This window comes from Gluconobacter cadivus, assembly GCF_015244745.1.
Classification (GTDB): Bacteria; Pseudomonadota; Alphaproteobacteria; order Acetobacterales; family Acetobacteraceae; genus Gluconobacter; species Gluconobacter cadivus.
The window spans coordinates 61,414-78,833 of record NZ_JABCQI010000003.1; the positions used below are offsets into that span (position 1 = coordinate 61,414).

The 17,420-nt window shown below is 59.4% G+C and carries 17 protein-coding genes and 1 riboswitch; of the genes, 14 read left to right on the forward strand and 3 right to left on the reverse strand.

The features are described from left to right. Nucleotides 1-31: 31 nt before the first annotated feature. Nucleotides 32-979 carry a GlxA family transcriptional regulator gene (locus tag HKD28_RS05915; RefSeq protein ID WP_194267528.1) on the forward strand — a complete coding sequence of 316 codons (948 nt, stop codon included), beginning with the start codon at nt 32-34 and terminating at the stop codon, nt 977-979. Nucleotides 980-999: 20 nt separating this feature from the next. Here the strand turns inward: HKD28_RS05915 and HKD28_RS05920 are convergent, their stop codons facing one another. After that, nucleotides 1,000-1,575: a TetR/AcrR family transcriptional regulator gene (locus HKD28_RS05920; RefSeq protein WP_194267529.1), complete on the reverse strand. Its 576-nt coding sequence runs from the start codon at nt 1,573-1,575 to the stop codon at nt 1,000-1,002. Between the two features lie 76 nt (nt 1,576-1,651). Between HKD28_RS05920 and HKD28_RS05925 the strand changes: the two genes are divergently transcribed. After that, entirely contained in the window at nt 1,652-3,028 is a 1,377-nt protein-coding gene (locus tag HKD28_RS05925) for a carotenoid oxygenase family protein (protein WP_194267530.1), read from the forward strand. Nucleotides 3,029-3,072: 44 nt separating this feature from the next. Here HKD28_RS05925 and HKD28_RS05930 read toward each other — a convergent pair whose 3' ends face one another. After that, nucleotides 3,073-3,888: a DJ-1/PfpI family protein gene (locus HKD28_RS05930; RefSeq protein ID WP_194267531.1), complete on the reverse strand. Its 816-nt coding sequence runs from the start codon at nt 3,886-3,888 to the stop codon at nt 3,073-3,075. 244 nt (nt 3,889-4,132) lie between these two features. Between HKD28_RS05930 and HKD28_RS05935 the strand changes: the two genes are divergently transcribed. The 9 genes from HKD28_RS05935 (at nt 4,133) to HKD28_RS05975 (ending at nt 11,685) form a co-directional block, all read left to right on the forward strand. Then, a complete protein-coding gene (locus HKD28_RS05935) occupies nt 4,133-4,879 on the forward strand; it encodes an SDR family oxidoreductase (RefSeq protein ID WP_194267532.1) in 747 nt (248 codons plus the stop codon). A gap of 49 nt (nt 4,880-4,928) precedes the next feature. Next, complete coding sequence (locus HKD28_RS05940; RefSeq protein WP_194267533.1) at nt 4,929-5,411, forward strand: YybH family protein; 483 nt, start codon at nt 4,929-4,931, stop codon at nt 5,409-5,411. A 54-nt stretch (nt 5,412-5,465) separates the two neighbouring features. Beyond that, nucleotides 5,466-5,599, forward strand: a riboswitch (TPP riboswitch). A 112-nt stretch (nt 5,600-5,711) separates the two neighbouring features. Then, entirely contained in the window at nt 5,712-7,505 is a 1,794-nt protein-coding gene (gene thiC / locus HKD28_RS05945) for a phosphomethylpyrimidine synthase ThiC (protein WP_062109326.1), read from the forward strand. Next, complete coding sequence (locus tag HKD28_RS05950) at nt 7,502-8,440, forward strand: FAD-dependent oxidoreductase (protein ID WP_194267534.1); 939 nt, start codon at nt 7,502-7,504, stop codon at nt 8,438-8,440. Before thiC ends, HKD28_RS05950 begins: the two co-directional genes overlap by 4 nt. Further along, nucleotides 8,430-8,627, forward strand: a complete 198-nt coding sequence (gene thiS / locus HKD28_RS05955) for a sulfur carrier protein ThiS (RefSeq protein ID WP_194267535.1) — start codon at nt 8,430-8,432, stop codon at nt 8,625-8,627. Before HKD28_RS05950 ends, thiS begins: the two co-directional genes overlap by 11 nt. A 1-nt stretch (nt 8,628) precedes the next feature. After that, nucleotides 8,629-9,387, forward strand: a complete 759-nt coding sequence (locus tag HKD28_RS05960; RefSeq protein WP_194267536.1) for a thiazole synthase — start codon at nt 8,629-8,631, stop codon at nt 9,385-9,387. Next, a complete protein-coding gene (locus HKD28_RS05965) occupies nt 9,384-9,998 on the forward strand; it encodes a thiamine phosphate synthase (RefSeq protein WP_235993333.1) in 615 nt (204 codons plus the stop codon). Before HKD28_RS05960 ends, HKD28_RS05965 begins: the two co-directional genes overlap by 4 nt. Further along, nucleotides 9,995-10,957: a HesA/MoeB/ThiF family protein gene (locus tag HKD28_RS05970; protein WP_235993334.1), complete on the forward strand. Its 963-nt coding sequence runs from the start codon at nt 9,995-9,997 to the stop codon at nt 10,955-10,957. Before HKD28_RS05965 ends, HKD28_RS05970 begins: the two co-directional genes overlap by 4 nt. Beyond that, nucleotides 10,954-11,685 (forward strand): bifunctional hydroxymethylpyrimidine kinase/phosphomethylpyrimidine kinase, encoded by a 732-nt coding sequence (locus HKD28_RS05975; RefSeq protein ID WP_194267538.1) that lies wholly within the window; start codon nt 10,954-10,956, stop codon nt 11,683-11,685. Before HKD28_RS05970 ends, HKD28_RS05975 begins: the two co-directional genes overlap by 4 nt. 10 nt (nt 11,686-11,695) lie before the next feature. Here the strand turns inward: HKD28_RS05975 and HKD28_RS05980 are convergent, their stop codons facing one another. Next, nucleotides 11,696-12,880 carry an MFS transporter gene (locus HKD28_RS05980; RefSeq protein WP_194267679.1) on the reverse strand — a complete coding sequence of 395 codons (1,185 nt, stop codon included), beginning with the start codon at nt 12,878-12,880 and terminating at the stop codon, nt 11,696-11,698. Nucleotides 12,881-13,386: 506 nt separating this feature from the next. On the opposite strand from HKD28_RS05980, the gene HKD28_RS05985 reads away from it, so the two are divergent. The 3 genes from HKD28_RS05985 to HKD28_RS05995 are packed head-to-tail and all read left to right on the forward strand — an operon-like array spanning nt 13,387 to nt 17,356. Then, nucleotides 13,387-15,576 (forward strand): TonB-dependent siderophore receptor, encoded by a 2,190-nt coding sequence (locus tag HKD28_RS05985; protein ID WP_328749355.1) that lies wholly within the window; start codon nt 13,387-13,389, stop codon nt 15,574-15,576. Continuing rightward, the gene (locus HKD28_RS05990; protein WP_235993335.1) at nt 15,576-15,890 is read left to right on the forward strand and encodes a hypothetical protein; all 315 of its coding nucleotides are present in this window, start codon (nt 15,576-15,578) and stop codon (nt 15,888-15,890) included. Before HKD28_RS05985 ends, HKD28_RS05990 begins: the two co-directional genes overlap by 1 nt. Further along, complete coding sequence (locus HKD28_RS05995; protein WP_194267539.1) at nt 15,890-17,356, forward strand: PepSY-associated TM helix domain-containing protein; 1,467 nt, start codon at nt 15,890-15,892, stop codon at nt 17,354-17,356. Before HKD28_RS05990 ends, HKD28_RS05995 begins: the two co-directional genes overlap by 1 nt. Nucleotides 17,357-17,420: the final 64 nt, after the last annotated feature.

Here is a 17,420-nt window from a genome sequence, read left to right on the forward strand (position 1 = left end):
CTGAATTTCATTTTTCCCTTAAATCAGGACCATGCATCACGTCGGATTTTTTATCTGCCCAAACCACCGGATTCTCGATCTCGCAGGCCCTTTGGGGGCTTTCGAAGAGGCCGACACCCTCATTGAGGGTGGGGCGTATCGGCTGACGGTCATTTCCGAACCCGGCGGCATCGTCGTCGGGAGTTCGGGTGTTCCCATTGACACACGACCCAGCCGCGACACGGCTTTTGACACGGTTCTGTTCATCGGTGGAGACATCGGGCCTTTCCAAAACTCTGGCACCATCGCTGCGGCAAAGGACCTTGCGGCACGAACCGTCCGCGTCGCGAGCGTCTGCACAGGTGCCTTCCTGCTGGCGGAAACCGGGCTGCTCGACGGCCGCCGCGCAACGACGCATTGGCGTCTCGCACCGGAACTGCAACAGCGTTATCCCCAGATCAGGGTTGAGGCCGACCGTATCTTTATCTCGGACCATAATGTATGGACGTCCGCAGGGATTTCCGCTGGGATCGATCTGGCACTGGCCCTCATTGAAACCGACCACGGCATTGCAATCGCCCGTGACGTCGCCCGTGAGCTTGTCGTCCCTTATCGGCGCTCTGGTGGGCAGTCACAGTTCTCGGCCATGTCACAGATGGAGCCGGAATCGGACCGTATCCGCATGGCGCTTGCCTTCGCGCGGGAGCATCTGGTCGAGCCGCTTCCGATCGAACGTCTGGCGGAAGCAGCACGGTTAAGCGTGCGTCAGTTCGGTCGTGCTTTTCGCAGTCAGACGGGCGAGACACCGGCCCGAGCGGTCGAGCGTCTGCGCGTGGAGGCAGCCTGTTCCCGCCTGCAAAGCGGGTTGGAACCGATTGAGCAGATCGCAAAATCCGTGGGCTTTTCCGATCCGGAGCGCATGCGCCGCGCGTTCGTCAAGCTGCACGGCCATCCGCCGCAGGCGATCCGACGCGCAGGTCGTCAGGACAGTTCAGGCTGAGTGATGACGAGGGTATGATCTTAAAGAGAGAGGACACCCACCAGTGCCTCCAACGGATCATGAATAAACCCGTCGGCCTTCAGCATGACCAGCCCGTGAAGTTGTCCCCATCTGACATGTGCCGACAAAGGCGATGCCGCCGGGCCTGAGGTCCGGACGCGATCGAGAAGCGGCTGAAAGCTGGCGTTTGCTGCGCGTTTGAGGGCGCTATCGGGTGCCGCCCCCGGAACCAAACCCGATGCGAACATGAGGCGATAGAGCTCCACATTCCTCTCCCCGAACACGAGATAGGCGACCGCCATCCTGTTCAGTGCGGTCATGTCGTCTCCGTCCGACGCGGCTTCGAGAAGAGCCTCGGTGAAGCGTTCAAATCCATCCGTCGCAACGGCAGCAAGGAGGTCTTCACGGTCGCTGAAATGGCGGTACGGCGCCGACTGCGCAACGCCAGCCCTGCGCGCCAGCGATGCCATGGAAAGGCCTTGGGCCCCATGAGCGGCGATTTCCACCAAAGCGGCATCAAGCAATACCTTCCGCAGATCACCATGATGGTAGGTTTTGCGAGAACCGGAAGGTTTTGCGTCTGTGATGTGCTTCATGTGATGACGTATAACATTTAAGTTGACATTGGATCAACGAATGACGATGTGATGAACTATCACATAGGACGTCGTCATGACTCTAATCTCGAAATCCCATGCGCCCACGCATTCCGGGGCGCCCTATCTCGCCAATAATTTCAAACCGATCGAGGTTGAAACGACCGCTTTCGATCTGGAAGTGATCGGCCATATTCCTGAAGCCTTGAACGGCCGCCTGCTGCGTATCGGTCCCAACCCCGCCAGTGTTCCAGACCCTGCGCAATATCACTGGTTTTCAGGGTCAGGCATGGCGCATGGACTGCGTTTGCGTAAGGGAAGGGCAGAGTGGTATCGCAGCCGCTATGTCAGGGATGCGTCCGTGGTCGCCGCTCTGAAATCGCCTCCGCTCGGAGGGCCTGGCATCGGTCGGCGCGATGGCAGCGTGAACACGAATTTTACCAGTGTTGGAGGAAAACTCTATGCTGTTGTCGAAGCGGGCAGCCTTCCAGTCGAGTTGAACTATAAGTTGGAAAGCGTCGCGCGTGCGGATTTCAACAGGACTCTTGAAGCCGGCTTCACCGGCCATCCAAAATTCGATCCCATAACCGGCGAACAGCACGCTCTTGCCTATGAACCCGGACAGCCGGTTCGCTATATTTCGCTCGATCAGAACGGATATGCCACGACAAAAGCACGGATCGATCTGCCCCATATTCCACTAATCCATGATATGGCATTTACCGCGTCGTTCATTGTCATCCCCGATCTGCCGGTTACGTTTCAGCCCGAACATGCGAAGGCGAAATTCCCCTGGCTCTGGGATGAGCGACGGGATGCGCGGATTGGGTTGCTGCCCCGCAATGAAGACGTCACGAACATTCAGTGGTTCGAAGCCCCACGCTGTTTTGTTTTCCATTTCGTGAATGCCTATGACGATGGCGACCTGACCATCATCGATCTCGTCCGCCATCCCCGCATGTTCGACCGAGATCACAATGGCCCGAACGAAGGCGCGCCCATACTCGTTCGCTGGACGCTAGACCGGCGCTCCGGGCGCTTGAGCGAGACGCTTCTTGACGATCATGGAACTGAGTTCCCACGGATCAATGACCGGTTCGGTGGTCAGTCCTATCGCTTCGGCTATACAGCGCACTGGGGGCGGGACGTACGTTTCGGACCTGCCATGAAACACGACATGCTGCGGGGAACCACGGAAATCCATCATTATGGCCCCGACCGTATGACGTTAGAGCCCATCTTCGTGCGCAAGCCAGAGGCACTTGCCGAAGATGAAGGCTGGATCATGTCTTATGTGTACGATGCGGCCCGAAATCTGAGCGATGTCGTTATTCTGGATGCTCAGGATTTTACTGGGGAGCCTGTCGCTACGATACGCCTGCCGGTCCGGGTGCCGTTTGGCTTTCACGGAGACTGGATCGCCGACGGCACGCTGCCATCTCATTCGGCCTGAAACAGATACGCACCATTTGCTGGTGCGTATCGCCTCTCTACAGACTAAAGAATCGGGCGCATCAGGCCGTTCTGAGAGCCCGGCAGTTTCTTATAAACCACGTCACGAATTGCCGGGGGTGCCTCCGCAGGATTGCCAGCATGAAAAGGTGGCTGTGGATCATACTGCACAAGAAGCTGTACTTCCTGCGCAGCCTGCGCCCCACGGAGTTCAGCTGCGATCGCCAGACCGAAATCAATACCGGCCGTTACTCCGCCGCCACTCATGAAGCGTCCATCCTTCACAATCCGCGCGGGATCGGGAATGGCTCCGTATTCTTTGAGGATGTTCAGAAATGCCCAATGACAGGCACTCCGCCGTCCCTTCAGAACTCCTGAAGCCGCAAGGATGATTGAACCGGTACAGACGGAGGTTACATATCTCGCCGTCTCGGACAGACGCCGGACATGCCCCAGCATCTCGGGCTTCATCATGGCCGAAAGATTCAGGGCGCCAGGCACACAAATAACATCGACCTTGTCGATATCGGAAAGCTTTTCCGTTGGCCCGAAAACAATGCCCTTTTCCAGCGTGACGAAACCGCCCTCAGGACTGGCAAAACGAACATTCGTGTTGGGAATGCGCGACAGGATTTCGTTGGGGCCGGCAAAATCGAGAAGTGTTCCGTTCGGATAAATCGCAAACAGAAAATCGATAGGCTTTTCGGCTGTCCCCGGCACAGCCGCCCGTGCGCTTTCCGGCAAAAGGCGCGTTGCCGCAGTTGCAGCAATCGCAGCGCCGCCCATGAGCATCATGCGCCGCCGCGCATTCCCTGCCTCAGTCAATTCTTCTGCGAAGGTTTCATCGAAAATTTCAGGCATCTCCGTCTCCTTATGTCTCCTGCCTCATAGGGCTGGTTGCTGGATGGTCTTGAGACGTAATGCTCTGCGAGAATTTCCTAAAGGACCTATTTCCCTTGTTTTGCGCCATGTGTGGGTAGCAAGGCTATATGTCTTAAAGAGAGGGAAATATGTCCTTTAGGTCATAACCCGTTTTGATAGGATCAACGGGAACGGTGATCGCGTCCGGGACGCCTGTCACGTTTTTCTAATATGGGGATCTGATATGAGACTTTCGGGAAAAACTGCTCTCATCACGGGCGGTACGAGCGGTATCGGCCTTGCGACTGCAAAGCGGTTTATCGCAGAAGGAGCGCGTGTTGCCGTCACGGGGCGCGATGAAACCCGGTTTGCCGATGTGCATGCAGAACTGGGCGGAGAGGCGCTGGTTCTGGCGGCCGATGTGCGGTCTGTCGACGCCATGATCTCCGTTGCGGACAAGGTCCAGAAGGCATTCGGCGGCCTCGATATTTTGTTTGTGAACGCCGGTTACGTCATTCCGACACCATTACAGTCCATCGATGAACGTCAGTATGACGAGGTCATGGATGTCAGTGTCAAAGGTGCCGTATTCACGATGCAGGCGGCACTCCCCGTACTGCGTGAGGGGGCATCCGTTATTCTGACGACCTCGTTTATCGACCAGACCGGCAAACATGCCCTGTCGCTGGTTGCCGCCGCCAAAGCGGCAGTTCGGTCTTTCGCACGAAGCTGGTCCTATGAGCTGCTCGGTCGCAAAATCCGTGTCAACGCGGTCGCACCCGGCGGGATCGAAACGCCGCTTCTGAACAAGATCGGTCTTTCTGAAGCCGAAGTGGAAGACTTCAAAACCCAGTTTGCTGCGAGCGTTCCTCTTGGACGCATGGGCCGGGCTGAAGAAATTGCTGCCGCCGTCCTGTATCTCGCAAGCGACGAATCCCAATATGTCGTCGGCACAGAACTGGTGGTCGATGGCGGCTGTTCGCAGCTTTGAAATACAGGGCCGATCGCTTCAACGACTTTTTATCACCGGGACATTCGTCATGACATTTACAAAACCGTTCGCTTCTTTTCTCGGCGCCTCGATGGCGCTCGTTCTGCAATGCGCGCCTGCCATGGCGGCCAGCACGCAATCGTCGGATGCGGCTGCCGTGAAGGCTGTGACCGAGCAGTTTGCTGCCGATCTCGCCAAGGGCGATCTTCAGGCAATTTCGCGCCTCTACACTGATGACGCCAGACTACTGCCCCCCAACGCAGACCCAATTTCCGGCCGGGCTGCCATTCTCGCTTATTTTGAGAAGACCTTGCGGCCTGATCTCGTTGGCGGTGCCACATTCGATCACTATGAGATTTATGGTGGTGAAAACGCTGCAACCAGCCTTTCTCAAATCAGGATGCTTGATACCAAAGGTCAGGTTATCGAGCGCGGCAAACAGACGATCGTTTTGCTCAAGCAGGATGGCAAATGGAAGATCCATCGAGATATGTGGTCAGATAATTCTCCCACTCATGCTGCAGAACCATAAGAGCACGGCAGACGCACTCTGCTCTTGATCTTCTGACGCTTCTCCAGCACTGTCGCTTCCTGTCAGGGGAGTCCCGCCCAGGGGACTGAGAGGCCAATTGGTGACGTCGGGAAACCGGCGCCACGGTGAGGCGACCCTTTGAACCTGACCCAGTTGATGCTGGCGTAGGAAGACCGGAGGGCATGTCCCTCTCGGGCCGGTCTGGCCTTTTCCGTGTCCGTTATCGGGCACTGGGGGCAGCGGCTCCCTTTCTGCCTCACGTTTCTTGGGTCTTTTCGAGTGCGCTTGAGGAGACACCACATGAACGCTTCCATTCCCGCTATTACGACCGGCCCTCTGCCGGCCTCCAGCAAAATCCATGTCCGTGGCGTGCATCACGACATCGCGGTGCCGCTGCGGCAGATTGCGGTTTCAGGTGAATGTCCGCTGAATGTCTATGACAGTTCAGGCCCCTATACCGATCCCTCCGTCAGCATCGACATCGCAAAGGGCCTGTCGGACAGCCGGGGCAACTGGCTTCGTGATCGTGGAGACGTGGAAGAGTATGAAGGGCGGACGATCACGGCAGCCGATAACGGTTTTGCACAGGGTGACCGGTTGACGCCGAGCTTTCCACAGCAGCGTCGTCCCCTGCGGGCTGTTGGAGATCGCGCGGTTACGCAAATGGCCTATGCGCGTGCCGGGATCATCACGCCGGAAATGGAATTCGTCGCCATTCGCGAGAATATCGGCCGGACGGAAGCCCTGAAAGAGGCGCGCGACGGCGAGGATTTCGGAGCCAGCATTCCGGATTTCGTAACGCCGGAATTCGTGCGGCAGGAAATTGCCTCGGGTCGCGCCATTATTCCCGCCAACATCAATCATCGCGAACTCGAACCGATGATTATTGGCCGGAACTTCCTCGTGAAGATCAATGCCAATATCGGCAACTCGGCTGTGACGTCTTCGATGGAAGAAGAAGTCGAGAAAATGGTGTGGTCCATCCGCTGGGGCGCGGATACGGTCATGGATCTCTCGACGGGTCGTAACATTCACAACATCCGCGACTGGATCATCCGCAACGCACCCGTGCCGATCGGGACGGTTCCGCTCTATCAGGCGCTGGAGAAGGTCGGCGGAATTGCCGAAGACCTGACATGGGAAATCTTCCGCGACACGCTGATCGAACAGGCGGAGCAGGGGGTGGATTATTTCACCATCCATGCCGGTGTCCGCTTGCACATGATCCCGCTGACGGCCCGCCGCGTGACGGGGATCGTTTCCCGTGGCGGCTCCATCATGGCAAAATGGTGCCTGCATCATCATCGCGAGAGCTTTCTGTATGAGCATTTCGATGAAATCTGCGATATCTGTCGTCGTTATGATGTGTCGTTTTCGCTGGGCGACGGCCTGCGCCCCGGCTCGATTGCGGATGCCAATGACGCGGCACAGTTCGCGGAACTGGAAACCCTTGGCGAACTGACGAAAATCGCTTGGGCGAAGGACTGTCAGGTCATGATCGAAGGGCCGGGCCATGTGCCGATGCACAAGATCAAGGCCAACATGGACAAGCAGCTCGAGCACTGCCACGAGGCACCGTTCTACACGCTTGGTCCACTAACAACCGATATTGCGCCGGGTTACGATCACATCACCTCCGCCATTGGTGCGGCCATGATCGGCTGGTTCGGCACGGCGATGCTCTGTTATGTGACGCCCAAGGAACATCTGGGCCTGCCGGACCGCAATGACGTCAAGACCGGCGTCATTACCTACAAGCTCGCGGCCCATGCGGCGGATCTGGCGAAGGGGCATCCGGGCGCGCAGATGCGTGACGATGCGCTGTCCCGCGCGCGGTTCGAGTTCCGGTGGGAAGACCAGTTCAATCTGGGTCTGGACCCCGATACGGCGCGCTCCATGCATGACGAGACCCTCCCGAAAGAGGCGCACAAGGTCTCGCATTTCTGTTCGATGTGCGGGCCGAAATTCTGTTCGATGAAGATCTCCCACGACATCCGGGCGGAAGCGGAAAAACAGGCCGGGATGGAAGAAATGGCCGGGAAGTTCCGGGAAGGCGGCGCGCTTTATGTACCCGTGACGGAACCGGCGGAATGATCCATTCCGTCCTGGGGGAAGGGGTTGCGGCGCTGTGTTGCGCCACCGCCCTTTCCGACCGGGGTCTTGACGTGGAAGTCATCGTCCCGGAGGGCAGTCCAGAGGCGGCGTCACGGTTTGCGGGGGGAATGCTGGCCCCGTTCTGTGAGGGAGAAAGCGCGCCCGACCTGATCGTGGCGCAGGGGCAGGCGGCGGTGGACTGGTGGGCGGCTCATGTTCCGGGCGTCACAAAGCGTGGCACGCTTGTTGTCGCCCCGCCGCGTGACGGCGCCGAACTGGATCGTTTTGCGCGCGCCACGCAGCAGCACGACTGGGTCGTCCCCGGCGATCTGGAGCCGGATCTGGAGGGACGGTTTGCGCGCGGACTGTTTTTCCCGACCGAAGCGCATCTGGACCCGCGCAAAGCGCTCGCCAGTCTGCGTGACAGCCTGCTTGCGAAAGGCGTGACCTTCCGTTCCGGAGCGCCGCGCGGTCACGTCGTGGATTGTCGGGGATTGGCTGCCCGAGACAGTCTCGCCGATCTGCGCGGCGTGCGGGGGGAAATGCTGATCGTGCATGCCCCGGACGTAGCGCTGACGCGGCCGGTCCGGCTGCTGCATCCGCGCTTTCCCTGTTACGTTGTGCCAAGAGACGGGGATCAATACATGATCGGGGCGACCATGGTGGAAAGCGCCCGGCCCGGCCCGGTGACCGCGCGAGCGGCGATGGAACTGCTTTCGGCGGCCTACACGCTTCATCCGGGCTTTGCCGAGGCTGAAATCCTTGAACTGGGCGCGGGGCTGCGCCCGTCTTTTCCGGACAATATCCCGGCCGTCCGCCATGTCGCGGGGCGGAGTTACGTTAACGGAATGTATCGCCACGGTTTCCTGATGGCGCCAGTCTGCGCCGAGCAACTGGCGGCAGAACTTGCGGAGGTTTATGCCCATGCGGATTGATCTGAACGGCGAGGTCATCAGGACACAGGCCCGGACGCTGGCTGACCTGCTGACCGAACAGGGTTTCGATGCCCCCTGCGTGGCCACGGCCCTGAATGGTGATTTCATTGCCCGTTCCATGCGTGACGCAACCCGTCTGAACGACGGCATGAAGGTCGAAGTTCTGTCTCCGATGCAGGGAGGCTGACATGCTTTATGGCGTTGATCTAACGTCGCGGCTGATGCTCGGGACGGCCCAGTATCCGTCGCCCGCGGTGTTGCTGGAGGCGATCAAGGCATCTGGCGCGGAGATCATCACGGTCTCGCTGCGGCGGGAGGGGGCTGCGGGTGCGGCGTTCCGGAACATCCTGTCCGAAAGCCGCTGCCGCCTGCTGCCAAACACTGCCGGGTGTCATACGGCCCGCGAAGCCGTCACCACGGCCCGTATGGCGCGCGAAGTGTTTGGAACATCGTGGATCAAGCTGGAAGTCATCGGCCATGCCGACACACTCCAGCCGGATCCGTTCGCACTCGTCGAAGCCGCGCGCATGCTGTGTGCGGAGGGGTTCGAGGTGTTTCCCTACACAACCGAAGATCTGATCGTAGGGGAAAAACTTCTGGAAGCCGGATGCAAGGTGCTGATGCCGTGGGGCGCGCCGATCGGATCGGGGCAGGGGCTGCGCAATCCTGAAGGTCTGCGGACCATGCGGGCGCATTTCACCGGTGTTCCGCTCGTTGTGGATGCGGGAATTGGTGCGCCCAGTCAGGCGGCACAGGCCATGGAGATGGGTCTGGACGCCATTCTGCTCAATACGGCGGTGGCCAAGGCCGTGGACCCGGCGGCCATGGCGCGGGCGTTCGGTCGCGCCATTCAGGCGGGGCGAGAAGCGTTCGAGGCCGGACTGATGCCCAAACGGGACATGGCCTGCGCCTCGACGCCGGTCTTCGGTCTGGCGGAGCTGGCATGATGATGGCGCTTGACCCGTTTTATCTTCTGGCGGGAGACGTTTCGCTCCTTGAAACGCTGCTGCCCTGTGGCGTGCGTCTGGTCCAGCTTCGGCTGAAGGACAAGCCGGATGAAGAGCTCCGCCGTCAGATCCGCCATGCGCGGGCACTCTGCGCCATTCATGGCGCGCAGCTTGTCATCAATGATTACTGGCGTCTGGCGCTGGAACTGGGGTGCGATTTCGTCCATCTCGGGCAGGAAGACATGGAGACCGCCGATTTTGACGCTCTGCGGCGTGCGGGCATCCGGTTCGGGCTGTCCACTCACGATCCAGCGGAGCTTGAACGCGCTCTGGGTTTCAAACCGGCCTATGTTGCACTCGGCCCCGTCTATCCGACGTTGCTGAAGAAAATGAAATGGGGGCCGCAGGGGCTGGAGCGCGTCCGGGACTGGAAAACCCGTGCCGGAGAGACGCCACTGGTCGCCATTGGGGGCCTCACGCCGGAGCGTTTGGAAGGGGTTTTTGCGGCGGGGGCGGACAGTGCAGCCGTTGTGACGGACATCCAGCAGGCGGAAGATCCGGTGGCGCGCTGTCGGGAATGGGTCGCCGCGACGCAGGCTTACAGACGATGAGCCGTTATTCGCGACAGACCGGGCTTTTCCCGCAGGGGGTGGCGGATCAGAAGCGCCTTTTGGAAGCCCATGTTCTGGTCGTGGGCGCAGGTGGTCTGGGCGCGACTGTTCTGCCCGCGCTCGCCGGTGCTGGATGTGGGCGGATCACGGTGGTCGATCATGACCGTGTGGATGAGAGCAACCTGCATCGTCAGACGCTCTTTCGCATGGACGATATCGGCCGCTTCAAGGCCGCCTGCGTGGCCGATCGGCTGTCGGACCTGAATCCGGACTGTCAGATCGTACCCGTAGCGGAGCGTCTGGAGCCGACACTGGCCCGGCGTCTTCTGACGGATGTGTCCGTTGTCGTGGATGCGGCGGACAGCGTGGCCGTCACTTATCTGTTGTCCGATCTGTGTGTTGAAGCGGGTATTCCCCTTGTGAGTGCTTCAGTGCTGGGCCGGTCGGGATATGCGGGCGGGTTCTGCGGCACGGCCCCCGATTACCGGGCTGTTTTCCCGGATCTGCCCGCCACTCTGCCGAACTGTGCGGAAGCCGGTGTGCTGGGGCCTGCTGTTGCGGCACTCGGGGCCATACAGGCACAGATGGTGCTGTCCGTTCTGCTTGAAACGCAGCCTTCTCCGCTGGGGCAGATCATGACGCTGGATCTGGAACGGTGGAGAAGTTCGTCTTTTAGGTTCGATACGGCGGTTGCTGTCGAAAATGAGGGCCCCTTCATTCTCGGGCTTGAGGACATCAGCGCGGAAGACCGCGTTTTCGATCTGCGGGGGCTGGAGGAACAGGGACCGCCCTCCGTGTCTTGGGCCGTTCGCGGGCCGGTCGAGCATCCGGAAACTTTGCTTGCGGGGCCGGGCAGGACCGTCTTTGTCTGTGCGAGTGGTCTGCGGGCGTGGCGGGCCGCCAAACGCTTTTCTGCACAGGCGGGTGTGCCTGCGTTCATTGCAACGACGGGACGATGACGCAGCCTGTTCTGCTGATCGGTGGGATGGATTCCAGCGGGGGCGCTGGCCTTGCACGGGATCTGCTGTCTGTTCAGGCGTCTGGACAGACCGCTCGCCTTGCCGTCACCGCCGTCACGGCACAGACCGATCGTCGCGTTCTGGCGGTGGAGCCTGTCCCTCCATCGCTTCTGGCCGCGCAGATTGAAGCGGCGCTGGAAACGGGGATCGGGGCCGTCAAGATCGGGGCCGTGTTCAACGCGCCTCTGATCCGTGTTGTCGCAGCACTCCTGCCAGATGTTCCGGTGGTGCTGGACCCTGTGCTCTGTTCAAGCTCCGGTCATGCGCTGCTGGATCAGGAGGGCGTGCAGGCCCTGATTGCGCTGTTTCTGCCCCGAACCACTATTCTCACTCCCAATCTGCCGGAACTGGCGGCGCTGGCTGCTGCGCTGGGAATGGCTCCGGCGGTGGAACGCGAGGAAATCGTCAACGCGCTGCTGTCTCGGGGCTGTCGGAGCGTTCTGCTCAAGGGCGGGCATGATCTGCCGTCTTCGGTTTCTGAGGATGTCCTGTATGAAACGGGTTCTCTTCCCGTAGCTTTCCGTTCCCCCCGTTTTTCATTCGAGTTGAGGGGAACGGGCTGCCAGCTTGCCAGTGCTCTGGCGGCGGGACTGGCTGAGGGACAAGATCTGCCCGAGGCCATCCGGGCTGCGCGTTGCGGAATTGAAGAGCGTTTCCGTAACGCCTGAAAAGAATGTGTCAGTCGTGCTGGAGTTTGCGTGGGAAGGCAGCCGGGTTGAACGCTGCGAGCAGGATGCCGCTCAGTGCGATCACGACGGAGGCGGGGCAGAGCACCGCAAATCCCAATGTATTGAGAAGATGGCCGCCAATCGCCGAGCCCAGCAGGATGCCCATGTTGCTGCTGCTGTTGACGGCCGCGCCCGCAACATCCGCACTGGTCGCGCGGGCCCGGATGGCACCAGACATAACGAAGGGAATAATGGCGGCATAGCCCATGCACCATAGCCCGATCGCCGCGACGCTTGGCCAGGCGGACAGCAAATGTCCGTAGACCAGGGTCATGCCCGTCAGCATGGCGATGCCGCCACCGAACAGACCGCCCGCAGGCCAGCGATCCACGACCTGTCCTGCCGCCCACAGACCGGAAATGCTGACAAGTCCGGTGATGAGCAGCGCAATGCTTAACAGATGTTCGGGCAGATCATGTGCCAGAAGCAGCGGAGAGACGTAAGTATAGAGCAGGTTATGCGCGAAGAAGAAAATGGCGTTCACGCCGATTACGATGCCGAAAATCCGCGCGGCATGGGGTGAGCGAAGGGTGGGAACTTTGAGGGCTTTGGTATCGGCGCCGCGTACGGGCGGGAGATAGAGTGCGATGAAGATCGTCAGCATCGCGGCCAGCGCTGCAATGACGTAGAGTGCCACACGCCAGCTTGTGAACTGGCTGATTGCGGCGGCTCCCGGAACGCCCAGAACCGACCCCAGAGACGTCCCTCCGAAAACGAACGAAATGGCGCGTCCCGTCATGCGTTCGGGTACGAGATGGGCGGTATAGGCGGCGGCAATGGACATCAGCAGCGCGTGAGACAGGCCACCCAGCGCCCGGCCGACGCAGAGAATGCCGAAGCTGGGTGCCATGGCGGAAATCAGGTTGGAGACGACATACCCGACGAGGCAGAGCACCATGAGCATCTTTCGGTCCATGCGGCTCGTGGCGATCGTGATGGGGACGGCCCCGAATGCGACGAGCAGGGCATAGGCGCTCACGGCCAATCCGGCATGGCCTTCGGTGATGTTGAAGGACTTGGCCATGTCGATCAGCAGGCCAACCGGTGCGACCTCGGTTGTCACGGCAATGAAGGTCGATGCGAACAGAGCGCAGAGACCCGCAATGGCTGGGCCGGAGAGCGTTTTGAACACGATGCAATTCCTGATTGGAACGGTGACCTGAGCGTCCCGAATGCGAGGGCTTTTGGCACTTTGATCGCATCACGGAAACCCAAAAATTCAGGGTGATGCAATGATCGTGTGAAGGGGGGCGGAATGGCCCGCAAGGCCCGTTTTGTCAGGGGTTTATGAAGATGTCCGGTTTCGTTTTCTCGGGATGATATTCCGGATTCGGCAGATCATCTCCAGAGGCTTTCTGGAAGGTTATTTCTGTACCGGACCCCCGTATCAGGCGTCAAAAGTGTTTCGTATGTTTTCGTAAAGGCTTTTTTGACAACAAAAGCAGAATAGCACTCTGTTAATAAGAACTATTCTCATGTAGGTTTGCGTCATCCCTTCCATGAGAGGGGCTGATAAACGGTCACTCGAAAGCGCGTATGATGCAGACAGGGAATAATCCGGCTTCACGTTCCCGTCCTGGAACGGGGTTCAGAAAAACCCTGTATGCTCTCGCGTTGCTGTCCAGTGGCTGGGAGGAGGCTGTGGCTCAGGCGGTCCCTGCGGATCTCTCTGCGGCGGGACAGGAGCAGAAGAAGGTCTCCACGAAGAAAAAACCGTCTTCTGTCGTAACGGCAGAGCCAGATGTCCCCGGCAGTGTCGAGCAGCTTCTGGTCCATGGACATCGTGCAACCGCTACAACAGACGGTACCGGAACCTATACCGTGCGTGCGGTGTCCACGACGCGCATGTTGTTACGGCCCGAAGATGTACCGCAGTCAATTTCTGTTCTGAGCACGCAGCAGATGAAGGACCAGAATCTTTTCACGGTCGACAACGCGCTCAAACAGGTCGCGGGCGTCAACGTCAATCTGTATGGCGATGGTACGGCGGGGTTTTCGGCCCGTGGTTTCCAACTCGCGGCTCAGTACGATGGATCGCCCGCGACAGGCGGCCTTCAGCTTGCCCAGCAGTTCGACCTTGCGATCTATGACCGGATCGAGGTTCTGCGCGGCCCGGATGGTGTGTTGCAGGGTTCAAGCGCGCCGGGAGGCAGTGTCAATTTCGTTCATAAACGCCCGACGGAAACATTTCAGGGCAATGCCTCTTTCAGTGCCGGATCATGGGATAATTATCATGCCAGCGTCGATGTGGGTGGGCCGATCGGGAAATCGAAAATCGTGTCCGCCCGTCTGGTCATGGCTGGGACCGATCGCGATTTCTTCTATAAAAATGCCTATGACCGCCGCTGGACGATCTATGGCGTGACGGACGTCCATATCGATCGACGCACCACCCTGACCGTTTCCGTCACGTCGCAGTCCAATGACACGACCCGCTATATGGGCCTGCCGCGCATGAGCGGTACGGGGGCGGACCTCAATCTGCCGCGCAATACGTTCATCGGCTCGGACTGGAACAAGGGGCAGGTGCCGACGACCGAAGTCATGGCGCAGCTCGAACGGCGCTTTGGTGCGGGCTGGGTCGGGCGTGTCACAGGACGGCACAGGACAGCCGATACTGATCTGCAATACAGCTATATCAACGCTTATAATGCCAAGGCGCAGACAGCGAATTATGTGGCGGCTCGCTCCATTTACAGCGAAACCAATGATGGTGTGGACGGGTATCTGACCGGGCCGCTGCATCTTCTGAATCGGACGCATACGCTCATGATCGGCGCGAATTATAACCGCTATGTCTATGAAGGCGGCGGGGCGAGCGTGAACTCTCGCACGAACGCCGCTCTGGCCGGTCTGCCGATCAGCGATTATGGCGCAATTTCAGGGGCCATTCTCCCTTCCGTTACAAGCCGGAGCTGGCAGCCGACCGAACAGTGGGGTGTGTACGGGCAGGGGCGTTTTCAGCTCATGTCGAGCATTTTCCTGACGCTGGGCGGGCGCATCAGCGGATATGTGCAGAAATCGCGCGATCTGGTGCCGGGTGCCGTGACCAGTACGTCCATCGATCAGCAGGGTATCCTGACGCCCTATGCCGCGCTGGTCTATCACGTTCTGCCGCACATCACATTCTATGCCAGCTATACCGATACGTTCAGCCCCCAGTCTGCCTATGGCGTGGACGGACGCCAGCTTCAGCCGGTACGGGGTGGGCAGCTTGAAGGCGGCATGAAAGGTGCGCTGTTCAACCAGATGCTGAGCTTTACGATGGCGGGATACAAGATCGTGCAGCGGAACGATGCGATTGCCAACAGCGATCTGGACCCGACCTGTGGCCCGAGCCATACCGCTACCTGTTACGTCGCGGCAGGAAGAACGCGCAGTCAGGGTGCGGAAGCCGAAGTGATTGGCCGCCCCCTGCCGGGATGGGACATCAATGCCAGTTACACCTACAACGACAACCGCATCGTTGATAACGGTACGCCGTCGAATGCAGGTCTTGCCTATGCCGGGAATTCGCCGCGGCATCTGTGGAAACTCTGGACGCATTATCGGTTCGAACCCTATCGGGGCGCGCAGAAAAACATCTGGAGCATCGGGGGCGGCATCAATGCGCAGAGCGGGACGTTTGGCACCAATCGCCTTGTCACGCAGTCCGGCTACATCATCGCCTCGGCACAGGTCGGATATCAATGGAACCGCTATCTGGCGCTGACCATGAACCTCAACAACATCTCCAATACGCGCTATTATCAGCGGCTCGGCAATTTCTATTATTACAACTATTACGGTGAGCCCCGGAATTTCATGTTTACCCTGCGCTCGAATTTCTGATGCCTTCCGAAACTCCCTCAACCGCACGCTCCCGTCGTTCCGGCGTGTCATCATCACCTGCGCGCCGGTGGATCTGGCGTGCGGTGTTCGTGTTTGCGCTGGTCTGGATAGCGGCGCATTTCATCACGCTGGGCGCCCTGAAATGGGGGCCTGCTGTGCGGCATGACGCGACGGTTTTGGGGCAGATGATTGCGGTCGCTGCGTTTCCGCTACTGTTTCTGCTCGCTTTCGGAACACGCAGTCCGTTGCGTGGCGGGATCATTGCTGGAGCGGTCGGCGTTGTGGCCCTTCTGGCCGTTTTGTTGCATTCGTGATGCAGGATACGCTTCGCACCCGGATGGGATGGCTGCATGCCTGGGTCGGTTTTGCCGCAGGGCTCCTGCTGTTCTGCGTTTTTGCTTCAGGCTGCCTTGCCGTATTCGACACCGAACTGACGCGCTGGCTCCAGCCTGAAGCCCCACCGCAGACAGAGGCATTTTCTCCGCAATCTCTGGACCATGTCCTTCCGGCCGTGCACGACCTGCTGGCGCAGGGTGAAAAGCCGTTCATAACCCTGCCTTCCGCACGGGACCCCTATCTGCGTCTGGAGCATCATGACGGGCATGAGTTCCTGACCGTTCCATACAATCCACAGACTGGAGAACGTCTGAACGTCCGCGCTACGGCCGGAGGGACGTTTTTCTACGACCTGCATTACACGATGCGTTCCGGCGTTTACGGAGAAACGGTTGTTGCGTTTGCAGGTCTGGCGCTTCTGCTGACAATCGGTTCGGGCATCATCATCCATCTGAAGGGGCTTATCTCCGACTTGATGCTCCTGCGTCCTTTTGCGGCCAGATTGCGGGCATGGCTGGACGTACATGTGGTGGCCGCTGTTGTGTTCCTGCCGTTCATTCTGCTGATGGCCTATAGCGGCACCTTTATCCGTGCGCGGACGCTTTTTCCGCCCGTGTCCTATCTCGCCTCCGTTGAAAACGCTTTCCGGGCCTCTGCGCCATCCACGCACCACACATCCGAGAAACCGGCTGTTTCAATCCCTTCAATCTTCCCCCCGCTGGCTCCCCTCGTAGCGGAGGCTGAACGTACGATTGGGGCGGGCCAGACCGGATATATCCTGTTCCAGCCGCAGAATATCCTCATATCCCGAACCGATGCGTCCGGCCCGTTACTGACACGCGAGCATGTCGATTTCAGCCCGGAGGATGGTCATGTTCTGCGTCATGTCCTGCTGCCCGGCGCCATTACCCATACGGAGCAGGTTCTGAAAGGGTTGCATTATGCCCGCTGGACGGGGGTGGGCATGCGCTGGCTGTATTTCATTTCGGGCGCCATGGGGGCCGTCATGTTCGCGAGCGGCTCTATCATTTTTCTGATGAAACGCCGTCGTCAGTCAGGGGAGCGGCTCATGTTCCGGATTGCCGAGGGCCTGGCCATCGGCAGTGTTGTGGGGATGCCAATGGGGGCGCTGGCTTTTTTTTGGGCCAATCGCCTATTGCCCGTCGCTTTGCACGACCGTCCGCTGGCGGAAGGACATGTTTTTCTGGCTGTCTGGGTGCTCAGTGCCGTTTCGGGGATGGTGTGGAGCCTTCTGGGCCGTCCGTTTCAGGGCTGGAAAATCCAGCTTTTCTGTCTGGCGGGGCTTGGTCTTTTTCTGACTCCGCTGGACGTTGTGACCCGACCGGGGGTTACATTTTTTCATGTCCCGACGGTTTTTGCCGCAACGGATCTGGTGGCGTTCTTTCTAGCGCTCGTCTCGCTCCAGATGGCGCGCCGCCTGTGACTATTGTTCTCTGCACGTGTCTATGGAGCCTGTTTCTGCTTTTGCAGGCCTGCCATGAGCCGAA

What these genes read in the sequence shown, in the direction of transcription:
- HKD28_RS05925 (WP_194267530.1), top strand. Translation starts at nt 1,652, where the DNA reads ATGACTCTAATCTCGAAATCCCATGCGCCCACGCATTCCGGGGCGCCC.
- HKD28_RS05950 (WP_194267534.1), top strand. Translation starts at nt 7,502, where the DNA reads ATGATCCATTCCGTCCTGGGGGAAGGGGTTGCGGCGCTGTGTTGCGCC.
- thiC (WP_062109326.1), top strand. Translation starts at nt 5,712, where the DNA reads ATGAACGCTTCCATTCCCGCTATTACGACCGGCCCTCTGCCGGCCTCC.
- HKD28_RS05935 (WP_194267532.1), top strand. Translation starts at nt 4,133, where the DNA reads ATGAGACTTTCGGGAAAAACTGCTCTCATCACGGGCGGTACGAGCGGT.
- HKD28_RS05990 (WP_235993335.1), top strand. Translation starts at nt 15,576, where the DNA reads ATGCCTTCCGAAACTCCCTCAACCGCACGCTCCCGTCGTTCCGGCGTG.
- HKD28_RS05920 (WP_194267529.1), bottom strand. Translation starts at nt 1,575, where the DNA reads ATGAAGCACATCACAGACGCAAAACCTTCCGGTTCTCGCAAAACCTAC.
- HKD28_RS05915 (WP_194267528.1), top strand. Translation starts at nt 32, where the DNA reads ATGCATCACGTCGGATTTTTTATCTGCCCAAACCACCGGATTCTCGAT.
- HKD28_RS05970 (WP_235993334.1), top strand. Translation starts at nt 9,995, where the DNA reads ATGAGCCGTTATTCGCGACAGACCGGGCTTTTCCCGCAGGGGGTGGCG.
- HKD28_RS05975 (WP_194267538.1), top strand. Translation starts at nt 10,954, where the DNA reads ATGACGCAGCCTGTTCTGCTGATCGGTGGGATGGATTCCAGCGGGGGC.
- HKD28_RS05995 (WP_194267539.1), top strand. Translation starts at nt 15,890, where the DNA reads ATGCAGGATACGCTTCGCACCCGGATGGGATGGCTGCATGCCTGGGTC.
- HKD28_RS05965 (WP_235993333.1), top strand. Translation starts at nt 9,384, where the DNA reads ATGATGATGGCGCTTGACCCGTTTTATCTTCTGGCGGGAGACGTTTCG.
- HKD28_RS05960 (WP_194267536.1), top strand. Translation starts at nt 8,629, where the DNA reads ATGCTTTATGGCGTTGATCTAACGTCGCGGCTGATGCTCGGGACGGCC.
- thiS (WP_194267535.1), top strand. Translation starts at nt 8,430, where the DNA reads ATGCGGATTGATCTGAACGGCGAGGTCATCAGGACACAGGCCCGGACG.
- HKD28_RS05930 (WP_194267531.1), bottom strand. Translation starts at nt 3,888, where the DNA reads ATGCCTGAAATTTTCGATGAAACCTTCGCAGAAGAATTGACTGAGGCA.
- HKD28_RS05940 (WP_194267533.1), top strand. Translation starts at nt 4,929, where the DNA reads ATGACATTTACAAAACCGTTCGCTTCTTTTCTCGGCGCCTCGATGGCG.